Source organism: Thiomicrorhabdus arctica DSM 13458 (assembly GCF_000381085.1).
Lineage (GTDB): Bacteria > Pseudomonadota > Gammaproteobacteria > Thiomicrospirales > Thiomicrospiraceae > Thiomicrorhabdus > Thiomicrorhabdus arctica.
The window spans coordinates 1,127,621-1,149,890 of the sequence record NZ_KB905899.1; the positions used below are offsets into that span (position 1 = coordinate 1,127,621).

Below are 22,270 nucleotides of genomic sequence, written 5' to 3' on the forward strand. Positions count from 1 at the left end.
GTTAGCCTCCCTGTCCTACGTTTGCAACGACACTAATTTGTCGATTTTCTGGTACCTCAGAATAAGCTAAGATATACAGTGTTGGTAAACTATATCGAAATAAACGAGCCAATTGTGCCCGTATTTGTGGCGCAACCAGTAACACAGCTGATTGACCGGCCATCTCGAGCTTCTGACTCTCCTCTTTCAAGGTATTGTGTAGTCTTTCGGCAAGACCAGGTTCAATCGCCAACTGACCTTCAGGAGCACCTTGCGTGGCTTGAAGCAAAAGTTGTTCCAAGCTAGGGTCAAGGGTAATGACCTTCAGTTCATCTTCATGACCTACAATATCTTGAATAATCGATCGGCCTAATGCGGCACGCACAAAAATCGTTAATGCTGTGGCATCTTGTGTGCTGCTGGCCTTCTCAGTCAAGGTTTCAAGAATTGTACGTACGTCACGAATAGAGACTTTTTCACGTAATAGATTTTGCAGCACTCTCACGACAACGGCTAATGACAATTTATCAGGCACCAACTCTTCGACTAACTTAGGGGAACTTTTCTTAAGTTTATCAAGCAGTTGTTGAGTTTCATCATGACCAAACAATTCAAATGCATAATCTTGTATCACCTGGCTGACATGTGTCGCAACCACCGTACTGGCATCAACAACGGTATAACCGAACGCCTGAGCCTGATCCTGATCATTTTGTGCAATCCACACGGCATCTAAACCAAACGTAGGGTCTTTAGTCGCCGTGCCAGCAATTTCACCAAAAACTTGACCCGGATTAATCGCCAGCTCTTTATCAGGAAAGACCTCTCCTTCACCCGAGGGTACTCCCATCAACATTATTCGATATTGATTAGGCTTTAAATCTAAATTATCACGAATATGGACAGGCGGCACCAAAAACCCTAACTCTTGAGAGACTTTACGGCGCACACCTTTAACACGGTCTAACAATTGGCCATTCTGAGCTTGGTCGACCATGGGAATCAACCGATACCCAACCTCTAAACCAAGAACATCGACCGCTTGCACGTCATCCCAACTAAGATCAACAGGTCTGGTATCGGCTTCTGGTTCTAAATCGAGTACGGATTTATCGGGCTTTGTTGTTTTATGTTGTTGACGATAAATCCAGTAAGCTCCACCCCCAGCCACACTGGCGAATGTCAAAAAGGCAAAGTTTGGCATCCCTGGAATCAACCCCATAAAACCAACAATACCGGCTGCTGTTCCTAAAGCCTGCGGTGTCGCGAACATCTGCTCTTGCATCTGTTCACCCATATCTTTATGGCCATCTCCCGTCACTCGTGTAACAATAATAGCTGTTGCCGTTGAGAGTAATAAAGCAGGAATTTGTGCAACCAAACCATCTCCCAAAGTGAGTATCGTATAAACCTCTCCTGCCTCAGCAAAACCTAAATTGTGCTGACCAATACCAATGGCAAACCCTCCAATAAGGTTGATAAACAAAATTAAAATACCTGCGACAGCATCTCCACGAACAAATTTGCTTGCGCCGTCCATAGAACCATAAAATTCTGCTTCTGTTGATACATCAGAGCGTCTTGCTTGAGCATCTTCTTGAGTAATTAGGCCAGCGTTCAAGTCAGCATCAATCGCCATCTGTTTGCCTGGCATCGAGTCCAAAGTAAAGCGTGCACTGACTTCAGCAACTCGTCCAGCACCCTTGGTGATAACTACGAAGTTAATCACAACCAGAATGGCAAAAACGACCAAACCAACGGCTAAATTCCCACCAATTACAAACTCGCCGAAAGCTTCAATAACATGCCCAGCAGCTGCGCCACCATCATGGCCTTCGAGTAAAATAACACGGGTTGAAGCAATGTTTAAAGAGAGCCTAAATAGCGTTGCTAAAAGAATAATGGTTGGGAAAATGGCAAAATCAAGAGGACGTTTTGCATAAAGTGTCAACATTAAAACCACTAATGACAAAGCTATATTGAAGGTAAAAAAGATATCTAGTAAAAACGGCGGCAAGGGAATGGTCACCATTGCTAATAGCGCCAATACAGCAATAGGAACGCCTAACCCACTGGTCATCGTTTTTTTAATTTTATTGAATAATTGGGTCAGATCCATTTAGACATTTAATCTTAGTTTGGGGAAATTCATTCTATTTTCATATCTTCAGGTATCGGTAGTTCAGAAAAATTTACGTTATCGGCTTTACCATACTCTTTTAACTGGTAAACATAAGCCAAAACGGCCGCCACGGCTTTAAATAAATCATAAGGAATTGGACGGTCTATTTCAGCATTATAGTACAAAGCTCGTGCTAAGGGGGGGGCTTCTACAATGGTGATATTATTTGCCGTTGCAATCGTTCTTATTTGCGCTGCCATAAAGTCTGCACCCGTTGCTACAACAATCGGTTCTTGCATATTATCTGGGTCATATTGTAGCGCAACTGCAAAATGAGTTGGGTTCGTTATAATAACATCCGCATCCGGTACTTTTTGCATCATTCGACGCTGTGACATTTCATGCTGTACCTGTCGAATTCGACCTTTAACTTCCGGGTTTCCTTCTTGCTGTTTATGCTCTTCTTTAACCTCTTGCTTGGTCATTTTGAGTTGTTTATTATGCTCATAAAGTTGAAAAGGCACATCTATTATTGCCACAATCAACAATGATAAGCTAATAAAAATAAAAGCCTCAGCAATCAATGCTCCAGCATGCCCTAATGCAAAATTTAAAGGCTCAATACCCAAAGCAAGAATTTCTCCAAAAATCGCATATAAAAAATAGACGGCAACGATCATAACCAAACTAAATTTAGCTAATGCTTTGAACAATTCCATCAGGGCTTTTGATGAAAACATGCGTTTAATACCTGAAACAGGATTTAACTTACTAAACTTAGGTGCCATCGCTTTTGCGCTAAAAGACCACCCTCCCAATAAAAGTGGCGCGACTAAAGCAATTAACATCATCAACAACAGAAAAGGTAAAACTAAATACACAGCCTCCAGTGTAATCGCGGCAATTAAATCAAACATTTTCAATTCATCAAATGCTAGAGAACGCTCAAAACTCAGGCCTTTAGTGATAATCACTTCAAAATCAGCAATCATGACTTTACCGTAGAACATGAAGAAAAGTGCCGCTATGAGAGTCAATAAAAGTGTGGTGAGCTCTTTAGATCGAGGGACTTGACCTTTCTCTCTGGCCTCTCTGATCTTTTTCTCAGTGGGTTCTTCCGATTTTTCAGAACCATCAGCATTTTCAGCCATCTGCTTAAGCTCCGGTTAATCGCAATTGTGTGATGACATCCATCGCCCGATGAATCAACTCTTGTAAATGCGGTAATACAAGGGGTGTCGTCAAGGACAACATGACCAGACCTGTTAACAAGGTTACCGGAAAACCTACTGCAAAAATATTTAAAGCGGGTGCGGCTCTTGTAACCACACCAAAAGCAACGTTGATTAATAACAGTGCCGTAATTGCCGGGAGGGCAATTAAAATCCCCGCAGAGAACATATAACTTCCAAATTCGACGATAAGGAGAAGACTGTCTCGAGTAAGAAAAGAGGTGCCTATTGGCAAATATTCAAAACTGTCCACCACCACTTGAATAACCAATAAATGACCATTGAGAGCCAGAAAGAGAAGTGTCGCAATAATTGTATAATACTGTGACACAACGGGGGCTTGAGAACCTGTACCAGGATCCACCATCGATGCAAAAGCTAAACCCATACCAATCGCAATCATATGCCCAGCAACCACAAATGCTTGAAACACAACTAAAAAAACCACCCCCATAGCTAACCCAATCAAGATCTGTTGAACGATAAATAATATTCCCTGCAAAGTAAAGGGGTCGACTGGGGGAGGTAATGCTAACGAAGGAGCGGCCGCCATCGTAATAAAGATGGTCAGAAATAGTTTAACCTGGACGGGTACTGCTCGAATGCCATAGATAGGCAGAATAGAAAGCATTGCACCGATGCGCACAAAGGGATAAAAATACAGACCAACCAGTTGTAGAAACTCTGGGTAGCTAAATGACATCAGACTAACCTATCATAGCTGGAATATTTAGATAAAGTTCTCTGGTAAATGAGATTAAGGTTGTTAACATCCAAGGCCCAGCCAAGACCAATGCAATACCGATAACAGCTAGCTTAGGGATAAAACTCAAGGTCATTTCATTAATTTGAGTGGCTGCCTGAAACATCCCCACCAACAAACCCACGACTAAAGCTGGAATTAATAAAGGAGCCGCTAACATCGTGACGACTTCAAGCATCCGTTGACCAAGCGTTAACACAAATTCCTGTTGCATCAGATGCCTCCGGGCACGACAAAGCTATTGGCAATTGTTCCAACCACCAATGCCCAACCATCAATTAGCACAAAGAGCATGAGCTTAAAGGGCAGCGAGATAATCATTGGGGAGAGCATCATCATCCCCATCGACATGAGCAAACTTGCAACCACTAAATCAATGATCAAAAAAGGGATAAACAACATAAAACCAATTTGAAATGCTGTTTTAAGTTCGCTGGTCATAAAAGCTGGAATAAGAATTTTAAATGGCACCTCCTGAGGATTAGTCAATGTCACATCCGCCATCTCGGCAAACATGCCTAGGTCATCTTCACGTGTTTGTTGCAACATAAATTGATGCATTGGGCCTGATCCAAGTTTAACTGCTTCTGTAAATTGGAGTTGCTCTTCCATGTAGGGTGAAACAGCAACATCATATATTTTGTCGAAAACTGGGCCCATAATAAACAGGGTTAAAAATAATGACAACCCGATTAATACTTGATTGGAAGGCGTTTGCTGCGTGCCGAGCGCTTGACGTAGCAATGCGAGTACGATAATAATTCGCAAAAATGAAGTTGTGGCAATCAATGCCGCCGGCAACAAAGTAAGCCCTGTCATCAGCAACAGGATTTGCATCGTTAACGTGTAGTCTTGACCTCCTGTTGCATCGGTTTCAACCGTAAATGCAGGAATGCCAGGTATTGCCCATGAAAGAACGGGGAATAGGGCTAAAAAAAGGAAAACTAATGGTTTAAGTATCTGCACGTGGAGTCTGTTTATTATCCCTGGATTTTAACGCTTCTTGCAGTCGTTGAGAAAACTGACCACCAATAGGTGCATTATCCTTTACTTGGACAGGTTCTTCAAGCAGATGTAACATTGAAATTTGATTCGAAGTCACTCCAACCAGAACCTGCTCTTTACCCACTTGTAGCAACATAATCCTTTCACGTTGGCCAACTGATAGAGCACCAATCACCTTTAAGTGGCCATCAGCTACACCAGGAAAACGACCATATCGTCTCAACAGCCAAGCTGCGACGAAGATAATCACGAGGACAAGAACCAGTGACACTAAAATTTGTCCAAAATACTCACTTGGACGGGTGACAGATTCTCCCACAGCTGGCGCTTCAATTGCTAAGCTCGAGGCTGAGAAAAAAAGCAATAGTAATAATGACCAGATCGGATAAATTTTAAGCATTATTTCAACTTCTTAATACGATCTTGAGGACTCACGACATCTGTCAAACGTACGCCAAACTTGTCGTTAATAACAACAACTTCACCATGCGCAATCAAGGTACCATTGACCAATAAGTCTAAAGGTTCTCCTGCAAGACGATCCATTTCTACGACAGACCCCTGAGTATAAGAAAGTAAATTTCGAATCGAGACCTTAGCTCGCCCAATTTCCAACTGCAACGTCACAGGAATATCGAGCAAAACATCCAAATCTACTTTATTTTTGCCATCACCACGCCCTGATGCTAACTCATCAAAAGCTGCTGAACTTATAGTATCAGTTTCACTACTCGCATCGGCCTGTTCGGATAAAGCAGCTCCCCATGGATCATCATCCATTGCACCTTCATCATCAGCACCCGCTTGATCGGCTAATGCATCACCCCAAGCACTTAAATCTTCTTCATCACTCATTATTCCACTCCTTAACATTTTCTATCGTTGGCTCATGATAAGCCGGGTGATGCAATATCTTTTCTATTTTAACTGCTTTTTTATTATTACTTTCACCAAGTTGTCCATGCACAAAGGCAATTCCCTCGGCTTTTATCGTGACCTGTTTTGGCATTTCAAGTGGAATAATGTCGCCTTTTTCCATCTGCATCAAGTCATCCATGCTCATCTGCAACTCAGTCAGATTTACACTTAAATTAATTTCTATATTCTTCGCTTCTTCTTTAAGTGTTCTTGACCAACGGTTATCACTTTCACCCTGTAGGTTCGACATCCCCTCCTCAAGCTTATCTCTAATAGGCTCAAGCATCGCGTAAGGCATAACAATATCGACTCGTCCCTCCGTACCTTCAAAGCGCACATTGATCTGACTAACGATAATCATATCTGTGGGATCAACAATTCCAGCAAACTTGGGATTCATCTCAGAATGCATGTATTCAACCTCAATATCCATTACAGGACCCCACGCTTTACGGAGGTTTTCTGCAGAAATATCTAAAATACTACGAACCATGCTCATTTCTACTGGAGTATATTCACGCCCTTCGATCTTAAAAGGTAATAACCCAGTACCACCAAAGTAAATATCAACAGCAGTGAAGATTAATTTAGAATCCAATGTAAATAACGAAACGCCATTCAGTGGATTAATACGGTAAATGTTCAAACTTGTCGGCACAAAAAGATTTCTTAAGTAATCTATCATTTTTATGATTTTAACTTCGCCGGCAGTGACTTCAACACTTGCCATAATCATTTCATTGAAGTGACGCTGAAAACCTCTAGCAAAACGCTCATTGATAATATCTAAAGCAGGCAAACGCCCACGAACAATACGCTCTTGATTGGTAAAATCGTAAGATGTAGCATTGCCGCCAACCGAAGAATCATCCTCGGTGTCAACATCACCGCCACCCATGCCCTTTAAAAGCGCATCAACTTCATCTTGACTTAAAATATCATCCATTTCGATGGCCTTATTGCATGACGAAACGTGTCATATAAACGTCTTCAATCAAATCGGGGTAAATATTATGCTTCTCCAATACTTTGCGAGCTACCTCAAGAATTTCTGCTCTTAAATGATCAGGCCCGTCTGGTTTATCCAAATCGGTAAAGTGTTGGTTACGTAATAGTCGTTGTATATCATTTTTTAAGATTGGACGTAAATGCTCCATCTCGCCATCTGCTCCAACAACTTGCGCATAATAAGACATAAACTGTAAATCGACCGCTAAAAACTTCGCCTTACCAGCGCCGTCAAAGTTAACGACAAATTTATCCATAATAAAATAACTTGGTGCCGCTTCTGGAGCAGGCGGTTCAAATTGCTTGTACTTTGGAGAGTAGCTCTTAGCGTGACTATTTACAGAGGCATCTTCACCTGAAGCTTCATCACCATGCTCAGCAGGTGCATGCATTTCACTCGTATCTGTTTTCGTGTCCTTATCATGACTTCCACTCATCAGTAAAAATGCCATGATACCCATTCCAACCAGGAGAAGAATTACGACAACAAGTAAAACAATGATCAGGCCTTTACCACCACTTTTTTTCCCTTCTTGACCTTCTTCAATAACTTCTTCTTTAGACATCACTCTTCCTTTTTCGGTTCAACGTATTTACTATGTTCAAAGGCATTCGCCTTAGTGTCCTGTTAACAGCGTTTGATCACTCAGACTTTCAATTTTTGGCGCTTCACTCAAACTCCGCAAGCGCTCTTCGGCTTCTTTATTGAGGACAATAATACTAATTCTTCTGTTTCTTGGATTATACGGATTTTCTTTATCAAAAGGGATGGTATCCGCCATGCCCACTGCTTGGGCGATTCGGCTGGTATCAACGCCACCTTCCAATAATAATCTACGTGCAGCGTTTGCCCTATCAGCAGAGAGTTCCCAGTTGGTATATTCTGAGCTAGCATGGTACCCAGAAGAGTCTGTATGCCCTGCAATACTAATCTTATTACTGGTTTTCGCAAGCACCGAACCGACTTCCCTTAATAAATTTGAGGCATATTCCTTAGGAATATCCACCCCGGAACCAAACATAGGTCGTTTACGATCATCTAAAATCTGGACTTGTAAACCATTCGGCGTAATGTCAATTTTAAGTTGATCCTTAAGCTCTTTTAAGGCTTCATTTTCTTCAATTTTTTGTTCAAGGGCAAGCTTCATCGCTTTTAAACTTGCGGTTTCGTCGGCCTTACCCGAGCCATCCTCATTGCCTTCAGTTCCCTTTGGCGCATCTTTAAATCCACCCATGTCAATCATGGCATCTGCCGTTTGCCCCGCTTCTTTAGATTCTACCAACGTCGAAGGCGCGGATTCAATAACGGATGGATCCCTGAAGTACTCCGCCATCGCTTTCATTTCTTCGTCGTTGACCCCCCCTAAAACCCACAGCATCAAGAAAAAAGCCATTGCGGCAGTCATAAAGTCTGCAAACGCTATTTTCCATGCCCCACCATGTGCTACATGTGGGCACTTGTTTAAGCGCTTGATAATTATGGACTGTTCATCACTCATGCAAGTTCAACCGATTCTCATATTCAGTACTATTCAATCAATTACTTTTGAGTCAGTAGAAATTCGTCTACTTCATTAAAGCTTGGACGTTCCATACTTGGAATAGCTTTACGTCCAAATTCAACGGCGACTTGAGGTGCATAACCATTCAAATTCGCCATTAAACCTGTTTTAATAACACCAAAAAAGGCACTTTCAGCTTCCGCTCGATTTGCTAAATCAGATGAAATTGGCGCAATAAATCCATAGGCAAATAAAATACCCAAGAAAGTTCCAACGAGTGCAACTGACATATGGTGAGCGATTTCCATTGGTCCTGCATCCAGATACCCCATAGTAACAATAATGCCTAATACTGCTGCAACGATACCAAACGCTGGTAAACCTTCAGAAACCTTACCAACTGCCGCGCTGGGCATCATCGCTTCATGATGGTGTAAATCTAACTCCAAAATCATCAAATCTTCTAATTGGTAAGGATTACTCGCACCACTTATCATAAGACGTAAATAATCACATATAAAATCTATCGCGTGATGATCAGCAGCGACTAAAGGAGCACTATTGAATAATTCACTGTCATGAGGATCTTCAACATCTGCTTCGATTGACATTAACCCTTCTCGACGGGCCTTGTTAAATATTTTAAAAAGGAGACCCAAGAGTTCCATATACAAGGCTTTGTTATGGGGTGAAGGTTTCGCTAAACCAAGCCCTTTAGAAAAACCCGCCTTTACGACCCAGCCTGGATTCGCAATAATATAAGCACCAATTGCCCCACCACAAATAATGACAACTTCTAGCGGTTGAATCAAAATAGCAAAACCACCATGTGGCAGATACCCACCCAACAGCGTTCCTATTACGACTAATGTACCGACAATTGCTTTCATTCTTAACTCACCCTATCTCTTTTATCAAATGATTTTTAACTGTTCTGAATAGCACTTGATAATTTATTCTGCGCAGATTTTAACTCAGAAAGGTTCTCGACAATACCATTTAATATTTCATTTACTCTGGCCGCTTGAGTTTGGGTCGAACCCACGCGCTCTTGACTGCTCTCCATGACTTGGACAGCATTTCTGGCACGCTGCTGTAGTTCTTCAATAATCGTTTGAATTTCAGTCGTTGCTTTTTGTGTTTTACCTGCAAGAATACGTACTTCATCAGCAACAACGGCGAATCCTCGCCCATGCTCCCCGGCTCGAGCGGCTTCAATGGCAGCGTTCAATGCTAATAAATTAGTTTGCTCAGCAATATCCCGAATCAAAATCAAAACAGTACCAATATTGCTACTGTCTTTTTCTAAATGCTTAATTACATCAGAAGCATGTGCTACATCATTTGTAAGCCCCCCCACTTCAGTAATCACATTACCAGTCGTCGTCGTCATCTCAACCGAATTGTGATTCATCTGCTCAACAACATCTGATAATTGTGCAGATAACCCAATCAATTCAGAGTTATCAAAACGGGTCGCGGGTAAGGCGCCTTGTTGAGCGTAACAACTGGCCAGCATTTCATTCAGCTCTTCCATTTGTGAGTGACAATCAGCTACTTTGGATTCAACCTGTGACTTTTCAAGCAGTTGCATTGTTATTTTATTAGAAGCGGCTTCCAACAAGGCATTAATGACAGCAGCGAGCTTGGGGTCGGTATTCTCAGGATTGATTGACGTTGCAAAATCCTCTGATTTAACAATATCATTAAGCTCATTTATTAATTCAGATTGTTCACAAATACCCGATTTATTACACCATAGGATATAAACTAAGGCGCCCACTACGACAGCCGTAACAATCACAGAGAGTGTCACAAAACCAATCGTTGGAACACCCATAATTGAAGAATTTGCCAACACTGGCGTGGAGCCCAAGACCAATAAAAGAGGTCCTGTGATCATATTTATAAATTTCATAGAAGTACCCTTACGCATAATAATCAACGATGTTATCTGTTGTTTTAACGGTTGAAAGAGAACTCTCAATAATAGTATCCTCTTCCTCAACTGCATTGTTTGATGCAACCCCTACTGAGGTTGGCTTATCAGAATCATTATCTGAAAACTGTTTTTGATCACTTACATCCATAGAGCCAAGGGCAATCCCTGCTTGTTCAAGCATTTCACGTAACTTCGGTAAAGCATTCTCCATATTTTCACGAGTGATGCCATTTTGTGCATTCAGTGAAACATTCATTTTCTGATCTTTATCTAATTGAAGAGTCACCTGAATGTGGCCTAACTTTTCAGGGTTTAATGTAATTTGTGCTTGTTGCATGCTATTATTGGCCATAAAAACCACCCGTTGGCCCAATGCCTGCCCCCATTGTGGATGCTTAAGTGGCTGTGGAATGCTCTGCAAGCCTAAAGGTAACAGACCTCTCCTGTCCGTAGAGGCAATTTCTGCCCCCCCTAATAAATCTTTCCCTTCAGACTTTAGAGCCGACTCATCAACCCCTCTAACAGCCGCTTGTTGCTCAAGAGCTTGCACCTTACCCTCTTTAACAAATTGCGCGAACATCATTGCTTGTTGCTGCCCTGACTGTCCTTGAAAGGCTTGACCATTCTGTCCACCCTGTGTAGAAGCTTGACTCTGCTGAGCTCCTATTTGAGCATCCCCACTCGCCATTGCCGCATGCGTTTGAGTTCCCCAGCTTGTGACACTATTAGATGCCGCATTAGAAATTCCACTATTCAGCTGAACACTTGCAGAATTTTCCTTTCCAACTGTAGATTGATTCATGGCCAAATTTTGAAGAGCTTCACCGCTCACGCTCTCAATTAATTCAGAATTTATTGCCGCATTGTTAGAAACGGCCGATGATGGTATCAACACTTCAGAATCCGATTTTAATGCAGGAGCATCGATGACCGGAGCTAATATTGGATTGTCGATTTCGGCCTCTGACAACCGAGCAGCTTCAGAACCTTGCAAGTCTGATATAAAGGGCATATTGCTGTTACCGTCGACTTCCTCAATCCCTAAAGCTGACAAATCGCTATTAATCTGCTCAGAATCTGGCAATGCTTGCCCAACAGTTAAAGACACACCCTCTGAATCTTGCAAATTTAATGCGACTGGTGAATTACTTCCAGCGTCATTAGCGACCATGTCTAAAGCAGGCAATTGCTGCATAACAGACAAAGACACGCCCTCTGAATCCTGCACACTTAACGCGGTAGGTGAATTGCTATCGATGTAATTAGAGGCCGCATCTAAAGCGGGGAATTTCTGCACAACGTTTAAGGCCACATCCTCTGAATCCAGCAAACTTAACGCGGCTGGTAAGTTACTATCGGAGTCAGTGGATGCGGCATCTAAAGTGGGCAATTGTTGAATAACAGATAAGGCCACATCTTCCGAATTTTCACCCGTAAGAACAGAGACTTCTACAGGAGAAATGCTGGCGGGTGCCTCAGAAGCAGCCCCTAATTTCATTGAAGTGAATAGCTTTGAAAAACTACTCTTTTCAGATAAGTCATTACCTGATTTAGACTCATTTTTAGATGCCAAAACACCCTGTAAAGGTTGCTCTGTACGCGTTGATTGGTTTGTAGTTAGCATATTTAGACTCTCATCCTAGCATTTCAGTTATCTCTGAATAAGCAACATACATGCCCAACACTCAAAAACATAAATATTTCATTTTAAAGTGTAGAGTCAGCTCTTCTTAAAATAACACTTTGAGCTGCTAACTCATCCATCATATGCTGCTCTTGCTTGTCCAGTTTTATTTGAGCCCCCAACTTCAACTTATCTAACAAAGCTTGCAAAGCTTTGACTCTGACACGCTTTTCTAACCAGCTCTGCCGAGCAGACTCGACTGTATCTACCAATTCATCAACCTGTATTGTTTGAGCCACTACAGCCTGCCCAAGTTTTTCACCAAATGCATGTCGTGTCTGTAACTGTATCGGTGAAATTAATGTCGATTGATTAGTCGATACCTGACCATATTCTTTCGCATAACTGGTTAAAGCCTCAAGTTGAGTCAAGGCTTCTGCATGCTGGGCCCGAATAACTGCAAGCGTCTGTGCCGTTTTATCTAACTCCGTTTCTGCCAACTCAACCAGCGCCTGCATTCTATTCATTCTAGGGGACATAATATGATTACCTAACAATCGAAATAACGTAAAACAACCCATTAAAATCTTTAAATAACGACAAAAATTAAGACATCAATGCTGTATCAAGGGCTGTGAGAGAGTCATCTATAGAAAAGTTTTCTGAAATATCCTGAGATAAAAATAGGTTTAAATCAGGTTGCTTTGCAATAGCGGCATCAATAATCGGGTCCGTCCCTTTTCGGTAAGCACCGACACTGATCAAATCTTTGTTCTGCTGGTAGCTTGAATATAGTTTCTTAAATTTACGAGCCTGTTCTAACTGATTTTTGGAGGCAATATCAACCATCACACGACTGATCGAAGATTCCACATCAATCGCAGGATAACGACCACTATCGGCAATTTCCCGTGATAATACGATGTGTCCATCCAATACACCACGCGCTGAATCAACGACAGGATCTGCCTGATCATCGCCTTCAGCCAACACGGTATAAATTGCCGTGATAGAGCCCGAGCCAGCACTTCCGTTACCCGCTCTCTCGACCAGCTGTGGAAGTTTTGCAAATACCGAGGGCGGATAACCTTTACTCGCAGGAGGCTCACCAACCGCGAGTGCAATCTCGCGTTGCGCTTGTGCAAAGCGGGTTAAAGAATCCATTAACAGCAAGACATTCAAGCCTTGATCACGAAAATATTCCGCAATTGCTGTCGCCAACATCGCACCATGCAAACGCATTAAGGGCGGATCATCTGCTGGGGTCGCGACCACAACAGAACGCTTTAAACCTTCCTCGCCCAGGTTATGACGCACAAATTCGTTAACCTCTCGACCACGCTCACCAATCAAACCAACGACGACGATATCAGCATTGGTATAACGAGTCATCATACCTAATAAAACACTTTTTCCAACACCCGTCCCTGCCATCAAACCAACGCGCTGACCTTGCCCTAAGGTCAAGAGTCCATTTATGGCTTTAACACCGACATCAAGAATTTCAGTTATAGGATGTCTACTAAGAGGGTTAATTCGTTCACCTGCAAGAGAAACATACTTCTCAACTGAAATAGGCCCCAAACTGTCTAAAGGCCAACCAGACCCATCCACCACTCTGCCTAACATTGCCATACCCACTCCGACTTTAACTCCACCTTCCATTGGTAGAACACGAGCATTTGGTGACAGACCTTGGGTATCTCCAATCGGCATCAAAAACAATCGGTCATCATTAAAACCAATGACTTCTGCTTCAATAGGTGGCAGATCATGACTTAAAATTTGACAGCGAGAACCGATGGGTGCAAAAGTCCCCACCACCTCTAGTGTCATGCCTACCATGCGTACTAGACGGCCTGCTATCTTCACAGATCCGGGTGTTATCAGGGTTTCATTGAAGTGCTTAAGTTGTTCTTGGAGGGAGAGGTTTAAAGACTCAGCGTAATCCATAAGCTAATTGACCTTGATGGTTGATGGCTAAGAAACCTCAGAAGGATTCGTTCGAGACAATAAATCATTAGAAATCTCATCAAAACGGTCCTGCCAACTATTCAGAATGGAAGAATTTTGTTGCTTAATTAAACAGGTGCCCAAGACTAATTCAGTATTGGCTTTAAGCTGCCATTGATCCGTGATATCAGAACTCAACTCTTGAAGTAATTGTAAGTCTTCCGGGTGTAATTCAACCTTAATAGCTGCTGAATCATCCGGTAAGAGCTGAACTGCTTCTTGAACAGCCTTTAGTACCCACTCTTTATCTTGAGCGACTTCCGCTTTAATAACCCGCTTTGTAATGTGCAGGCTTAGTGCAACAAGGTCTGACAGGGCTTGTTTTTCAATTTTTTGATAAGGCGATTGTAACATGTCTAGAATTTGCTCGAACTGTATCAACTTAGGTGCAAAAATCTGCACCTGCTTTTCGAGTCCTTGAGTACAACCTTTCTCTAAACCCTCTTCTAAACCTTTAGCAAGACCTACCTGATAACCTTCTTTATAAGCTACGTCATACGCATCTTTCTTAAGTAAATCTGCTTTTTGTTGCAATACGGGTTGAAGTCGTTGCTCTGCTTTTTGCAACACTTCTTCTGAAAACTCTGGAGGTAATTCCACTGCTTTTTGATTAAAATCATGCATCTGCCAGGCTTCAATTTTTGGCGATTCCATACTGGAGGAAGAGACCAACTTCGTTAGAACAGGCTCTTCTATAGAGTTAGTCTTTTTAGTTTTTGAATCAACCACTTACAAGAATTCCTCAGCCCCACCAGGCATCATTACTTTGTCCTCATCAGCTAAACGGCGTACCGTTTGAATAATGCTACGCTGTGCATCTTCCACCGCACTAAGTTTAACAGGAGGTCCTGTCTCAAGGTCATCTCGCATAATATCCGCTTGACGTTTAGAAAGGTTACCTAGGAACTTCTCTTTTAGGGCCGTATCAGCACCTTTAAGTGCAACGATAAGAATATCACTTGGCACCTCACCTACAATCGTCTGAATGCCACGATCATCAATACCACTAATATCATCAAAGACAAACATTTTGTCTTGGATACTTTTACTGACATCTTCGTGCTCAGAAGCAATATCATCCAAAATTCTCGTGTCGATCCCACCGCCAACCATGTTTAGAATTTCAGCGGCACGTTTTTCACCACCAATGGTTGCTAATTTTCCGCCTTCACCATCACTTGAAGCATTTTCCAAAACACTGTTTAAGTCAAATAATGCTCTAGGTTGGATCGTCGTTAAAGTGGCAATACGGTAAATAACTTCAGATTGGAAACGTTCAGGAATACCGCGCAACACTTCAGCCGCTTGGTCGGAATCAAAATAAGAGAGTACGATAGCAACCACCTGTGGATGTTCGTTTCGTAACATATTTGCAATCGTTGAAGGATGCTGCCACTTGAGCGCCTCCAACCCTTTAACTTGATCACCAAGCAATGCAGCATCCATAAGATGTCCGCCTCCTTCGCTTAATGCATCTGCCATTAAGGATTGTGCGAATTCACTTGGATCTACACCTAACGCATCATCACCTACTTCTTCTAAAAAAGATTTCATGACTTTATTAATATGTCGATGCGTGACGCCATCCACAGACGTCATGGCCGAACCAATTTGCTGCACTTCTCTAGGATTGAGATGTTTTAGCACTTTAGCAGCGGAATCTTTACCTAATGAGAGCAGTAAAATCGCTGCTTTATCTAATTTAGAGATCTCTTTCTCATCTCCAACTTCCTCAATCTCTGAATTTGGCATGCTACTTTCCCATCATCCATTGTTTAATCACATGAGCCGCCACTTTTGGATCTGCGGCAACAAGGGCTCTTACTTTTTCTAATATTTCACTTTCAGCTTCTGATGTGCGATCAGTATCCATAGCCGTCAATTCAACTTCTTGGCTCATTTGCTCAAGAGCTCTTGAAATTTCGTCTACATTTTCAAGCTCTTCATTTTCCTCTGGCACATCTTCTGGGTATTCTAAGTAACTCTCTTGCTTTTTCGAAAGATCTTTTAAAAGAGGACGAATCACACCGAAGACAATAATTAAAACGGCAAGCCCTGCAAGTATTTGCTTAATCAAATCCCAGAACCAGGATTCTTGCCAAATAGGCGCGTCCTCGATCTGTTCAACAGGCGCAACCATAAAAGAGGCGTTAACAATACTCAAGGTATCGCCGCGCGCTTCATCCAAAGCGACCGTATCACTGACCAAACGTCGAAAGCGTAACAGTTCATCTTCTGTCAATGGCGTACGTAATAATAAACCCGTCTCATCTAAACTTGTTTTATCATCCAGAACAACGGCAACCGACAAGCGGTGGATATTGCCGACAGCATTTTTAATATGACTAATGGTCTTATCAAGCTCATAGTTGATTGTTTTCTTTTCACTTGAACTCTTTAAGCTTGGATCTTTACCCGCCGTATAACCTTCTTCAGGGGCCAAACCCGCACGCGGCGGTTGATTTGTTAAGGCACCCGGTATACCGGTCGGCCCTTCATTACGATTAATCTCTTTTAAAGCTTGTTCTGAACGAATCGCTTCAGGATCCGGCTCATAATTTTCACGTGTTTGCTCTTGCTGCGTAAAGTCTAACTCAGCGGTGACCTGCGCTCGGACTTTGCTTTGACCGCCGACAATAGGGGAGAGTAGTGTAACAATTCGTCGGGAAAGCGTTTCTTCAACCGTGCGAGTATAGTCAAGTTGTTTCATACTCATATTCATGCCGGTATTAGCGGAATGACTCGTAAGCAGATTCCCCTTTTGATCCACGACCGTTACCGAGGCGGCTTCCATATTAGGCACACTAGACGAAACCATATGAATAATGGCACTGACTTGCTCATCATTAAGACCTCGTCCAGGATAGAGTTTTACCACAACAGAAGCCGATGGTTTTTGAACTTTACGCACAAAAACTGAACGCTTAGGCAAGCCCAGCATCACGCGGGCAGACTTGACTGAATTTAATGATGCAACTGACTTTGAAAGCTCGCCTTCTAACGCTCGATGATATTGGGTCGTTTCTTTAAACTGAGAAATCCCGAAACCTTGCTCGACATCCAGCAGTTGGTAGCCTGTTGCCGCTTCTTTAGGATAACCCGCCGCAGCTAACTTCAACCTAAGGGAATACACTAAATCTGAAGGTACCAAGATACCGCCACTGGTGTGGTCAATTTGATATTCGACCCCTTGTTGTTCTAGGGTTTGGACAATTTCGGTTAAGTCTTTGGCATCGACACTGCCAAATAAAAGGGTATAGGGTTTACTTTGAGACCATAATAAAATACCGACAATCAGCGCAACAGTGGCCGCTAAGGCAATCACTAAGCTAACTTGTTTGGCAACGGTAAGAGAGGTTAAATTATTTAATAGCATCGAACTCGAGCTTATGGGCGGCTGAGTATTAAGAGTATTATTTATAGAGGCTTGCTGTTCTGCCATTGCTAGTCTTCTTCAATTCAAAATAAGGAATTCATCTTTTCAGGAATCTACCAATGCTATAAGGGCATATTGATAACCGTCTTATACGCTTCTACCAACTTATTACGAACTTGAGTCATGGCCTGAAATGATAGACTGGCTTTTTGAACTTGGAGCATAACTTCAGATAGATCAACATCAGCATCTCCTTTTTCAAAAGCCGTTTTCAGGCCACCTGCTTTATGTTGCTCAGCACTGACAGACTCAACAGACTTCGCCAATAAATCGGCAAAGCCCGTTACCTTATCTTGAGCTGATGGATCAATATTGGCAGCGTTATCAACCGGCATAGTTCCCGCTTGCGCAGCTAACGACCGCATTTGCAACATTAAACTTTGTGTATCAATCTGACTCATGATGCTTCATGACTCCAAAATAAGGGTAAGAATTTTATTCGAGTATTTAGAACTAATGCCATTATCACATAATTCTGTAATGAGAAATAGCAATTGATATGCCAATTTAACCGTCAAATAACTGACCATGCCTACACAATTGCCTCAACATTCTAAAAAGTTGGCCGTTAACAATCAATTTTACGCCTAAAAACAATCTCAGAAGAGACTCTATATCACTATTTATACCTTAAGGTACAGCAACACCAAGCTCTTTAAGCTTAGCTATTTTATAGCGTAGTGTCCTAGGACTGATATTTAAATCCTCAGCCGTTTTCTGACGATGCCCACTATTTTGTTTGAGCGTTTCAAGAATCAACTCAGTCTCTCTGGTCTTTAGATCAAGCGGATACTTCAATGGCTTAAAGTCCGCATCCGTTGAATCCTCGACATGATGAACGACGGTCTCCCGTAGTGCCTGGGATACATTAGAATCCATAGAGTCCGATTCAGACAATGAATCCGCCGTCTGTTGCGCCCCCTCTATCACATACACATCATCCAATAAAATATCTTGCTCTTGAATAGTGTCACCCGACATCATCACCAAGGCCCTTTGAATCACATTATCTAATTCTCGAATGTTGCCTGGCCACTTATACTGAATTAAACGTTTCATCGCCTGCGCCGAAACCATTGGCTCGACTCTGGCGGAGCCGCAATGCCGGTGTAACAAACGTTCAGCAATCGCGACGATATCTCTAGGGCGATCTCTTAAAGGCGGTAAACGCATCGGAAACACATTCAGACGGTAAAATAGATCTTCCCTGAATTCCCCAACAGAAATCGCCCTCTTCATATCAACATTAGAAGCACTCAATACTCGAACATCCAACTGAATTAACTTGGCACTGCCAATACGTTCAACCTCTTTCTCTTGCACCACTCTTAATAGCTTAGCTTGCAATTCTGGCTTCATCTCGCCGATTTCATCTAAAAATATCGTACCATGCTGCGCCTGTTCAAATTTACCTGGCATCGCTTTAGCCGCGCCTGTAAAAGCCCCTTTTTCGTGCCCAAACAGCATTGCTTCCAGCATTCCTTCGGGAATTGCTGCACAATTAATCGCGACAAAGGGTTGTTTAGCACGATTTGACTGATTATGAATAAAACGCGCCAACACTTCTTTACCGGTTCCACTCTCACCACTTATTAGAATACTAGCATCACTTTCAGCCACTTTCTGTGCCATAGCTTTAAGCTGCTGAGTCGCGGGATCAGCCACCACAAAATCATCTTCACTAGAGGCATCTCGATTAAAATAAACCTTGGCTTTTTCGACAAGAACGCTTGCTTCAAAAGGCTTAACAATATAATCAACCGCGCCTGATTTCATCGCATCTACGGCTTGCTCTATCGTGCCATAAGCCGTCATTAAAACAATCGGCAGATAAGGTTTTATTGCCCTTATACGCGTCATTAAAGTATAGCCATCCATGCCATCCATACGAATATCACTAAACACCATGCCAATGTCATCGTCTAGTGCCACAAGTGCATCTTCGGCATTACTCACACTAATGACATCAAACCCATTCAAAGAGAGGGTATCCACGAGTGCTTCTTGGAGCTCTGAATCGTCTTCAACCACTAAAATCTTTGCAATACTCATTCTTTTTCCTTCATAACGACCAACGGCAAGCGAATGCCAAACCTAGAACCGTAACCGGGTATTGATTTTACCCAGGCTTTACCACTATGCGCTTCAGCAATTGCTCGAACCACCGCTAACCCCAGGCCAGTACCCCGTGCGCGCTTAGTATAAAAAGGTTCAAATATTTTCTCTAACAGTTCAGGCTCTATACCTGGACCATTATCACTAATGACTAAATCCACTTTTTCATCTGAAATTTTATTAACTGTAACTTGAATCATCGCATGTTGGCCAATCACATCAATGGCATTACCGACTAAATTCTGCAATGCCGTCATTAAAGCATCCTTATCACCAATAACAACCAGGCCTGGTAGGAATACCTCAAATTTAATCTGACTGTTGGAAAGTTTTACCTGAGGCTCCACATTTTGCTCGAGTTGCTTCATCAACTCCGTCAGCTCTATGCGCTGCTCACTGCCCTTACCGCCTCGTGCATATTGCAGCATATCTTTCACTAGGCCTTCTAGATGATGCAAACTATTCATCGCCTTGTCGACGAATTTTGCTCGTTTTTCATCATCTAAACTCTCTGAATTCATCTGTGAAACATAAAGCAAAGCAGAGGATAAGGGGGTTCGAATTTGATGGGCGAGTGAAGCGGCCATCTCACCCATAGAATGCAGCCGTTGATGGCGACTGACGTGCTCTTGCAAATGGCGTGAAGCTGTGACGTCTTGAATTAAAAGGATCTTTCCAGAGGTTTCATCAAGCAAGGTTTCAGACAATTGATAATAAATTTCGTCATGGGTCATCAATTCGCCAGCATCATTACTCAGCAAAAAAACATTCATGACCACAATTCCCCAATCTCGACCAAGTGCATCCTTACCCAAAATCTCATCGGCACTCGGATTCATTTCAATCACTTGATTATTCGCATTGAGGACAATCACACCCGCAGGCAGTAGATCTAACAAACGACTTAATCGGTCCGCTACTTGACGTTTATCTTGATCACTCTGAGCGAGCTGGGCCTGCAGACTACCCACTTGTGCTTGTAACGAATCATATGCATTAGTTAGCTGCAAAGAAGTCGTATTAAATAGCTCAAAAGCCTGTTCTAACTCTTTTAAACGGTCTTGCTCAACTTGGTTTAACACTATTCAACATCCGAAATTTAAGTTAACTCGTATTTGCGAATTTTCTCGACCAACGTGGTTCGGTTAGTCTGTAATAATTTAGCGGCCTGTGAAACATTGCCATCTGTCTGCGAGAGCGCTCTTTGAATAAGCTGCACTTCCATCTCAACTAAGTAGGATTTCAGGTCTAAACCATCGTCCAAATTAGGACTACTGTCAAGAGAGACTCGCACCGGTGATTCCGCTGATAACTCATTGAGAGTAGGTTCTGATAGAGGCGTATTATGGTTGGGTTGAGTGAGCGAAATTCCTGCATCCGCACGCTCCGCAACTTCATTATGTGACAAGTTACCATCAGAAGAGAGTGCTGGTTGAATAAATTCGGCACCATCCGCTAACTGAATCTGATATTTCTTAGGCAAGTCTGCGTAATCTACTGGTAGCCCAGGGAATAAGATTGACAACCTTTCGACTAAATTCCCAAGTTCACGGACGTTTCCTGGCCAAGGATAATGCTGAAGAGCAATGAGAGCATGCTCAGACAAAGTTGGAATTTTACGGCCAGTTTCCTGAATTTTATTAAACATGAAATCTAATAACAACTGAATATCTTCTGGCCGTTCGCGCAAAGAAGGCATCTCAATTGGGAAAACATTTAGGCGATAAAATAGATCTTCACGGAAACTTCCCGCCTCAATCGTCTCTTCTAAATCTCTATGCGTTGCCGCAATCACACGGATATCACACTGAAAGCTTTTATTACCGCCAACTCGTTCATACATACGTTCTTGTAAGACGCGTAACAACTTAACCTGCATAGGTAACGGCATATCGCCGATTTCATCCAAAAAGATAGTGCCTTTTTCAGCCATTTCAAAACGGCCTTTACGCGCCGTAATGGCCCCCGTAAATGCCCCTCGTTCATGCCCGAAGAGTTCACTTTCTAATAATTCACCGGGAATTGCACCACAGTTTATAGGAATAAAGCATTTTTGAGATCGATGAGAAACGTTATGCAACGCTTGCGCAACCACTTCTTTACCTGTGCCCGACTCGCCTAATATAAGAACCGTTGCGTCCGTTTCAGCAACTTGTTGAATCAGTTTTTTGACTCGCTGCATCGCAGGGCCATTGCCAACGAGGGAAGAAAAAATACCTTCTGACATTTAGCCGCCATTAATTTAAGTTAAACCATCTAGACTCCCTTTATATAGAGGTTTCGATGTGATGTCAAAAAAATGGCAATATTTTATAGATTTATTTTAGGTAAGACTTGATGGAAGAAGTATTTTTAGTACTTTGTTCTAGTTCTCGGAGCATTTTTTTCTGCTCTAATATAAAACATTCTTGAATTTTTTGGTTATCGTTTATTAACTCTGAGCCAATTGAGTTTAATGCCTTTCCATACTTTTCAACGGATGCTTGCAACCAGACCAACCAACCCGCTTCTAATTCCGAAAAGCGAGTCCATTGACTTTGCTGTGCCGCTGTCAGCATATTTTTAGAGTGAGTCAACAGCTGTAACTTTCTCATTTCTATGGACATAATCA

General features: G+C 42.4%; 23 protein-coding genes. All 23 read right to left on the reverse strand.

The window, feature by feature from the left end:
- Nucleotide 1: 1 nt before the first annotated feature.
- Nucleotides 2-2,098 (reverse strand): flagellar biosynthesis protein FlhA, encoded by a 2,097-nt coding sequence (flhA, locus tag F612_RS0105235; protein WP_019556702.1) that lies wholly within the window; start codon nucleotides 2,096-2,098, stop codon nucleotides 2-4.
- 29 nt (nucleotides 2,099-2,127) lie between these two features.
- Nucleotides 2,128-3,252 carry a flagellar biosynthesis protein FlhB gene (gene flhB / locus F612_RS0105240; protein WP_019556703.1) on the reverse strand — a complete coding sequence of 375 codons (1,125 nt, stop codon included), beginning with the start codon at nucleotides 3,250-3,252 and terminating at the stop codon, nucleotides 2,128-2,130.
- A gap of 4 nt (nucleotides 3,253-3,256) precedes the next feature.
- On the reverse strand, nucleotides 3,257-4,036 hold the full coding sequence (gene fliR, locus F612_RS0105245; RefSeq protein WP_019556704.1) for a flagellar biosynthetic protein FliR: 780 nt from the start codon (nucleotides 4,034-4,036) through the stop codon (nucleotides 3,257-3,259).
- Nucleotides 4,037-4,040: 4 nt separating this feature from the next.
- Nucleotides 4,041-4,310, reverse strand: coding sequence for a flagellar biosynthesis protein FliQ (gene fliQ, locus F612_RS0105250; RefSeq protein ID WP_019556705.1), 270 nt, complete (start codon nucleotides 4,308-4,310; stop codon nucleotides 4,041-4,043).
- Nucleotides 4,310-5,056 carry a flagellar type III secretion system pore protein FliP gene (gene fliP / locus F612_RS0105255; protein ID WP_026329647.1) on the reverse strand — a complete coding sequence of 249 codons (747 nt, stop codon included), beginning with the start codon at nucleotides 5,054-5,056 and terminating at the stop codon, nucleotides 4,310-4,312. The genes fliQ and fliP overlap by 1 nt, the downstream gene beginning before the upstream one ends.
- Nucleotides 5,049-5,501, reverse strand: coding sequence for a flagellar biosynthetic protein FliO (fliO, locus tag F612_RS0105260; RefSeq protein ID WP_019556707.1), 453 nt, complete (start codon nucleotides 5,499-5,501; stop codon nucleotides 5,049-5,051). Before fliO ends, fliP begins: the two co-directional genes overlap by 8 nt.
- Entirely contained in the window at nucleotides 5,501-5,956 is a 456-nt protein-coding gene (fliN, locus tag F612_RS0105265) for a flagellar motor switch protein FliN (RefSeq protein WP_019556708.1), read from the reverse strand. Before fliN ends, fliO begins: the two co-directional genes overlap by 1 nt.
- Nucleotides 5,949-6,965 (reverse strand): flagellar motor switch protein FliM, encoded by a 1,017-nt coding sequence (gene fliM, locus F612_RS0105270; protein WP_019556709.1) that lies wholly within the window; start codon nucleotides 6,963-6,965, stop codon nucleotides 5,949-5,951. Before fliM ends, fliN begins: the two co-directional genes overlap by 8 nt.
- Before the next feature lie 10 nt (nucleotides 6,966-6,975).
- Nucleotides 6,976-7,593: a flagellar basal body-associated FliL family protein gene (locus tag F612_RS0105275; protein ID WP_019556710.1), complete on the reverse strand. Its 618-nt coding sequence runs from the start codon at nucleotides 7,591-7,593 to the stop codon at nucleotides 6,976-6,978.
- A 51-nt stretch (nucleotides 7,594-7,644) separates the two neighbouring features.
- Nucleotides 7,645-8,526 carry a flagellar motor protein MotB gene (motB, locus tag F612_RS0105280; protein ID WP_019556711.1) on the reverse strand — a complete coding sequence of 294 codons (882 nt, stop codon included), beginning with the start codon at nucleotides 8,524-8,526 and terminating at the stop codon, nucleotides 7,645-7,647.
- Nucleotides 8,527-8,567: 41 nt separating this feature from the next.
- Nucleotides 8,568-9,419 (reverse strand): flagellar motor stator protein MotA, encoded by an 852-nt coding sequence (gene motA, locus F612_RS0105285; RefSeq protein WP_019556712.1) that lies wholly within the window; start codon nucleotides 9,417-9,419, stop codon nucleotides 8,568-8,570.
- Nucleotides 9,420-9,454: 35 nt separating this feature from the next.
- Nucleotides 9,455-10,447, reverse strand: a complete 993-nt coding sequence (locus F612_RS13385) for a methyl-accepting chemotaxis protein (RefSeq protein ID WP_019556713.1) — start codon at nucleotides 10,445-10,447, stop codon at nucleotides 9,455-9,457.
- A gap of 10 nt (nucleotides 10,448-10,457) precedes the next feature.
- Complete coding sequence (locus F612_RS0105295) at nucleotides 10,458-12,095, reverse strand: flagellar hook-length control protein FliK (protein ID WP_019556714.1); 1,638 nt, start codon at nucleotides 12,093-12,095, stop codon at nucleotides 10,458-10,460.
- 83 nt (nucleotides 12,096-12,178) lie between these two features.
- On the reverse strand, nucleotides 12,179-12,634 hold the full coding sequence (gene fliJ, locus F612_RS0105300; protein ID WP_157760459.1) for a flagellar export protein FliJ: 456 nt from the start codon (nucleotides 12,632-12,634) through the stop codon (nucleotides 12,179-12,181).
- 67 nt (nucleotides 12,635-12,701) lie between these two features.
- On the reverse strand, nucleotides 12,702-14,048 hold the full coding sequence (gene fliI / locus F612_RS0105305; RefSeq protein ID WP_019556716.1) for a flagellar protein export ATPase FliI: 1,347 nt from the start codon (nucleotides 14,046-14,048) through the stop codon (nucleotides 12,702-12,704).
- Between the two features lie 27 nt (nucleotides 14,049-14,075).
- On the reverse strand, nucleotides 14,076-14,837 hold the full coding sequence (locus F612_RS0105310; RefSeq protein WP_019556717.1) for a FliH/SctL family protein: 762 nt from the start codon (nucleotides 14,835-14,837) through the stop codon (nucleotides 14,076-14,078).
- Nucleotides 14,838-15,860 carry a flagellar motor switch protein FliG gene (gene fliG, locus F612_RS0105315; RefSeq protein ID WP_019556718.1) on the reverse strand — a complete coding sequence of 341 codons (1,023 nt, stop codon included), beginning with the start codon at nucleotides 15,858-15,860 and terminating at the stop codon, nucleotides 14,838-14,840.
- Between the two features lies 1 nt (nucleotide 15,861).
- Complete coding sequence (gene fliF / locus F612_RS0105320) at nucleotides 15,862-17,550, reverse strand: flagellar basal-body MS-ring/collar protein FliF (RefSeq protein ID WP_019556719.1); 1,689 nt, start codon at nucleotides 17,548-17,550, stop codon at nucleotides 15,862-15,864.
- Nucleotides 17,551-17,606: 56 nt separating this feature from the next.
- A complete protein-coding gene (gene fliE, locus F612_RS0105325; RefSeq protein ID WP_019556720.1) occupies nucleotides 17,607-17,945 on the reverse strand; it encodes a flagellar hook-basal body complex protein FliE in 339 nt (112 codons plus the stop codon).
- 229 nt (nucleotides 17,946-18,174) lie between these two features.
- On the reverse strand, nucleotides 18,175-19,596 hold the full coding sequence (locus F612_RS0105330) for a sigma-54-dependent transcriptional regulator (protein WP_019556721.1): 1,422 nt from the start codon (nucleotides 19,594-19,596) through the stop codon (nucleotides 18,175-18,177).
- Entirely contained in the window at nucleotides 19,593-20,741 is a 1,149-nt protein-coding gene (locus tag F612_RS0105335) for a sensor histidine kinase (RefSeq protein ID WP_019556722.1), read from the reverse strand. Before F612_RS0105335 ends, F612_RS0105330 begins: the two co-directional genes overlap by 4 nt.
- Nucleotides 20,742-20,758: 17 nt before the next feature.
- Nucleotides 20,759-21,886 carry a sigma-54 interaction domain-containing protein gene (locus F612_RS12225; protein ID WP_019556723.1) on the reverse strand — a complete coding sequence of 376 codons (1,128 nt, stop codon included), beginning with the start codon at nucleotides 21,884-21,886 and terminating at the stop codon, nucleotides 20,759-20,761.
- A gap of 91 nt (nucleotides 21,887-21,977) precedes the next feature.
- Nucleotides 21,978-22,265, reverse strand: a complete 288-nt coding sequence (locus tag F612_RS0105345; RefSeq protein WP_157760460.1) for a hypothetical protein — start codon at nucleotides 22,263-22,265, stop codon at nucleotides 21,978-21,980.
- Nucleotides 22,266-22,270: the final 5 nt, after the last annotated feature.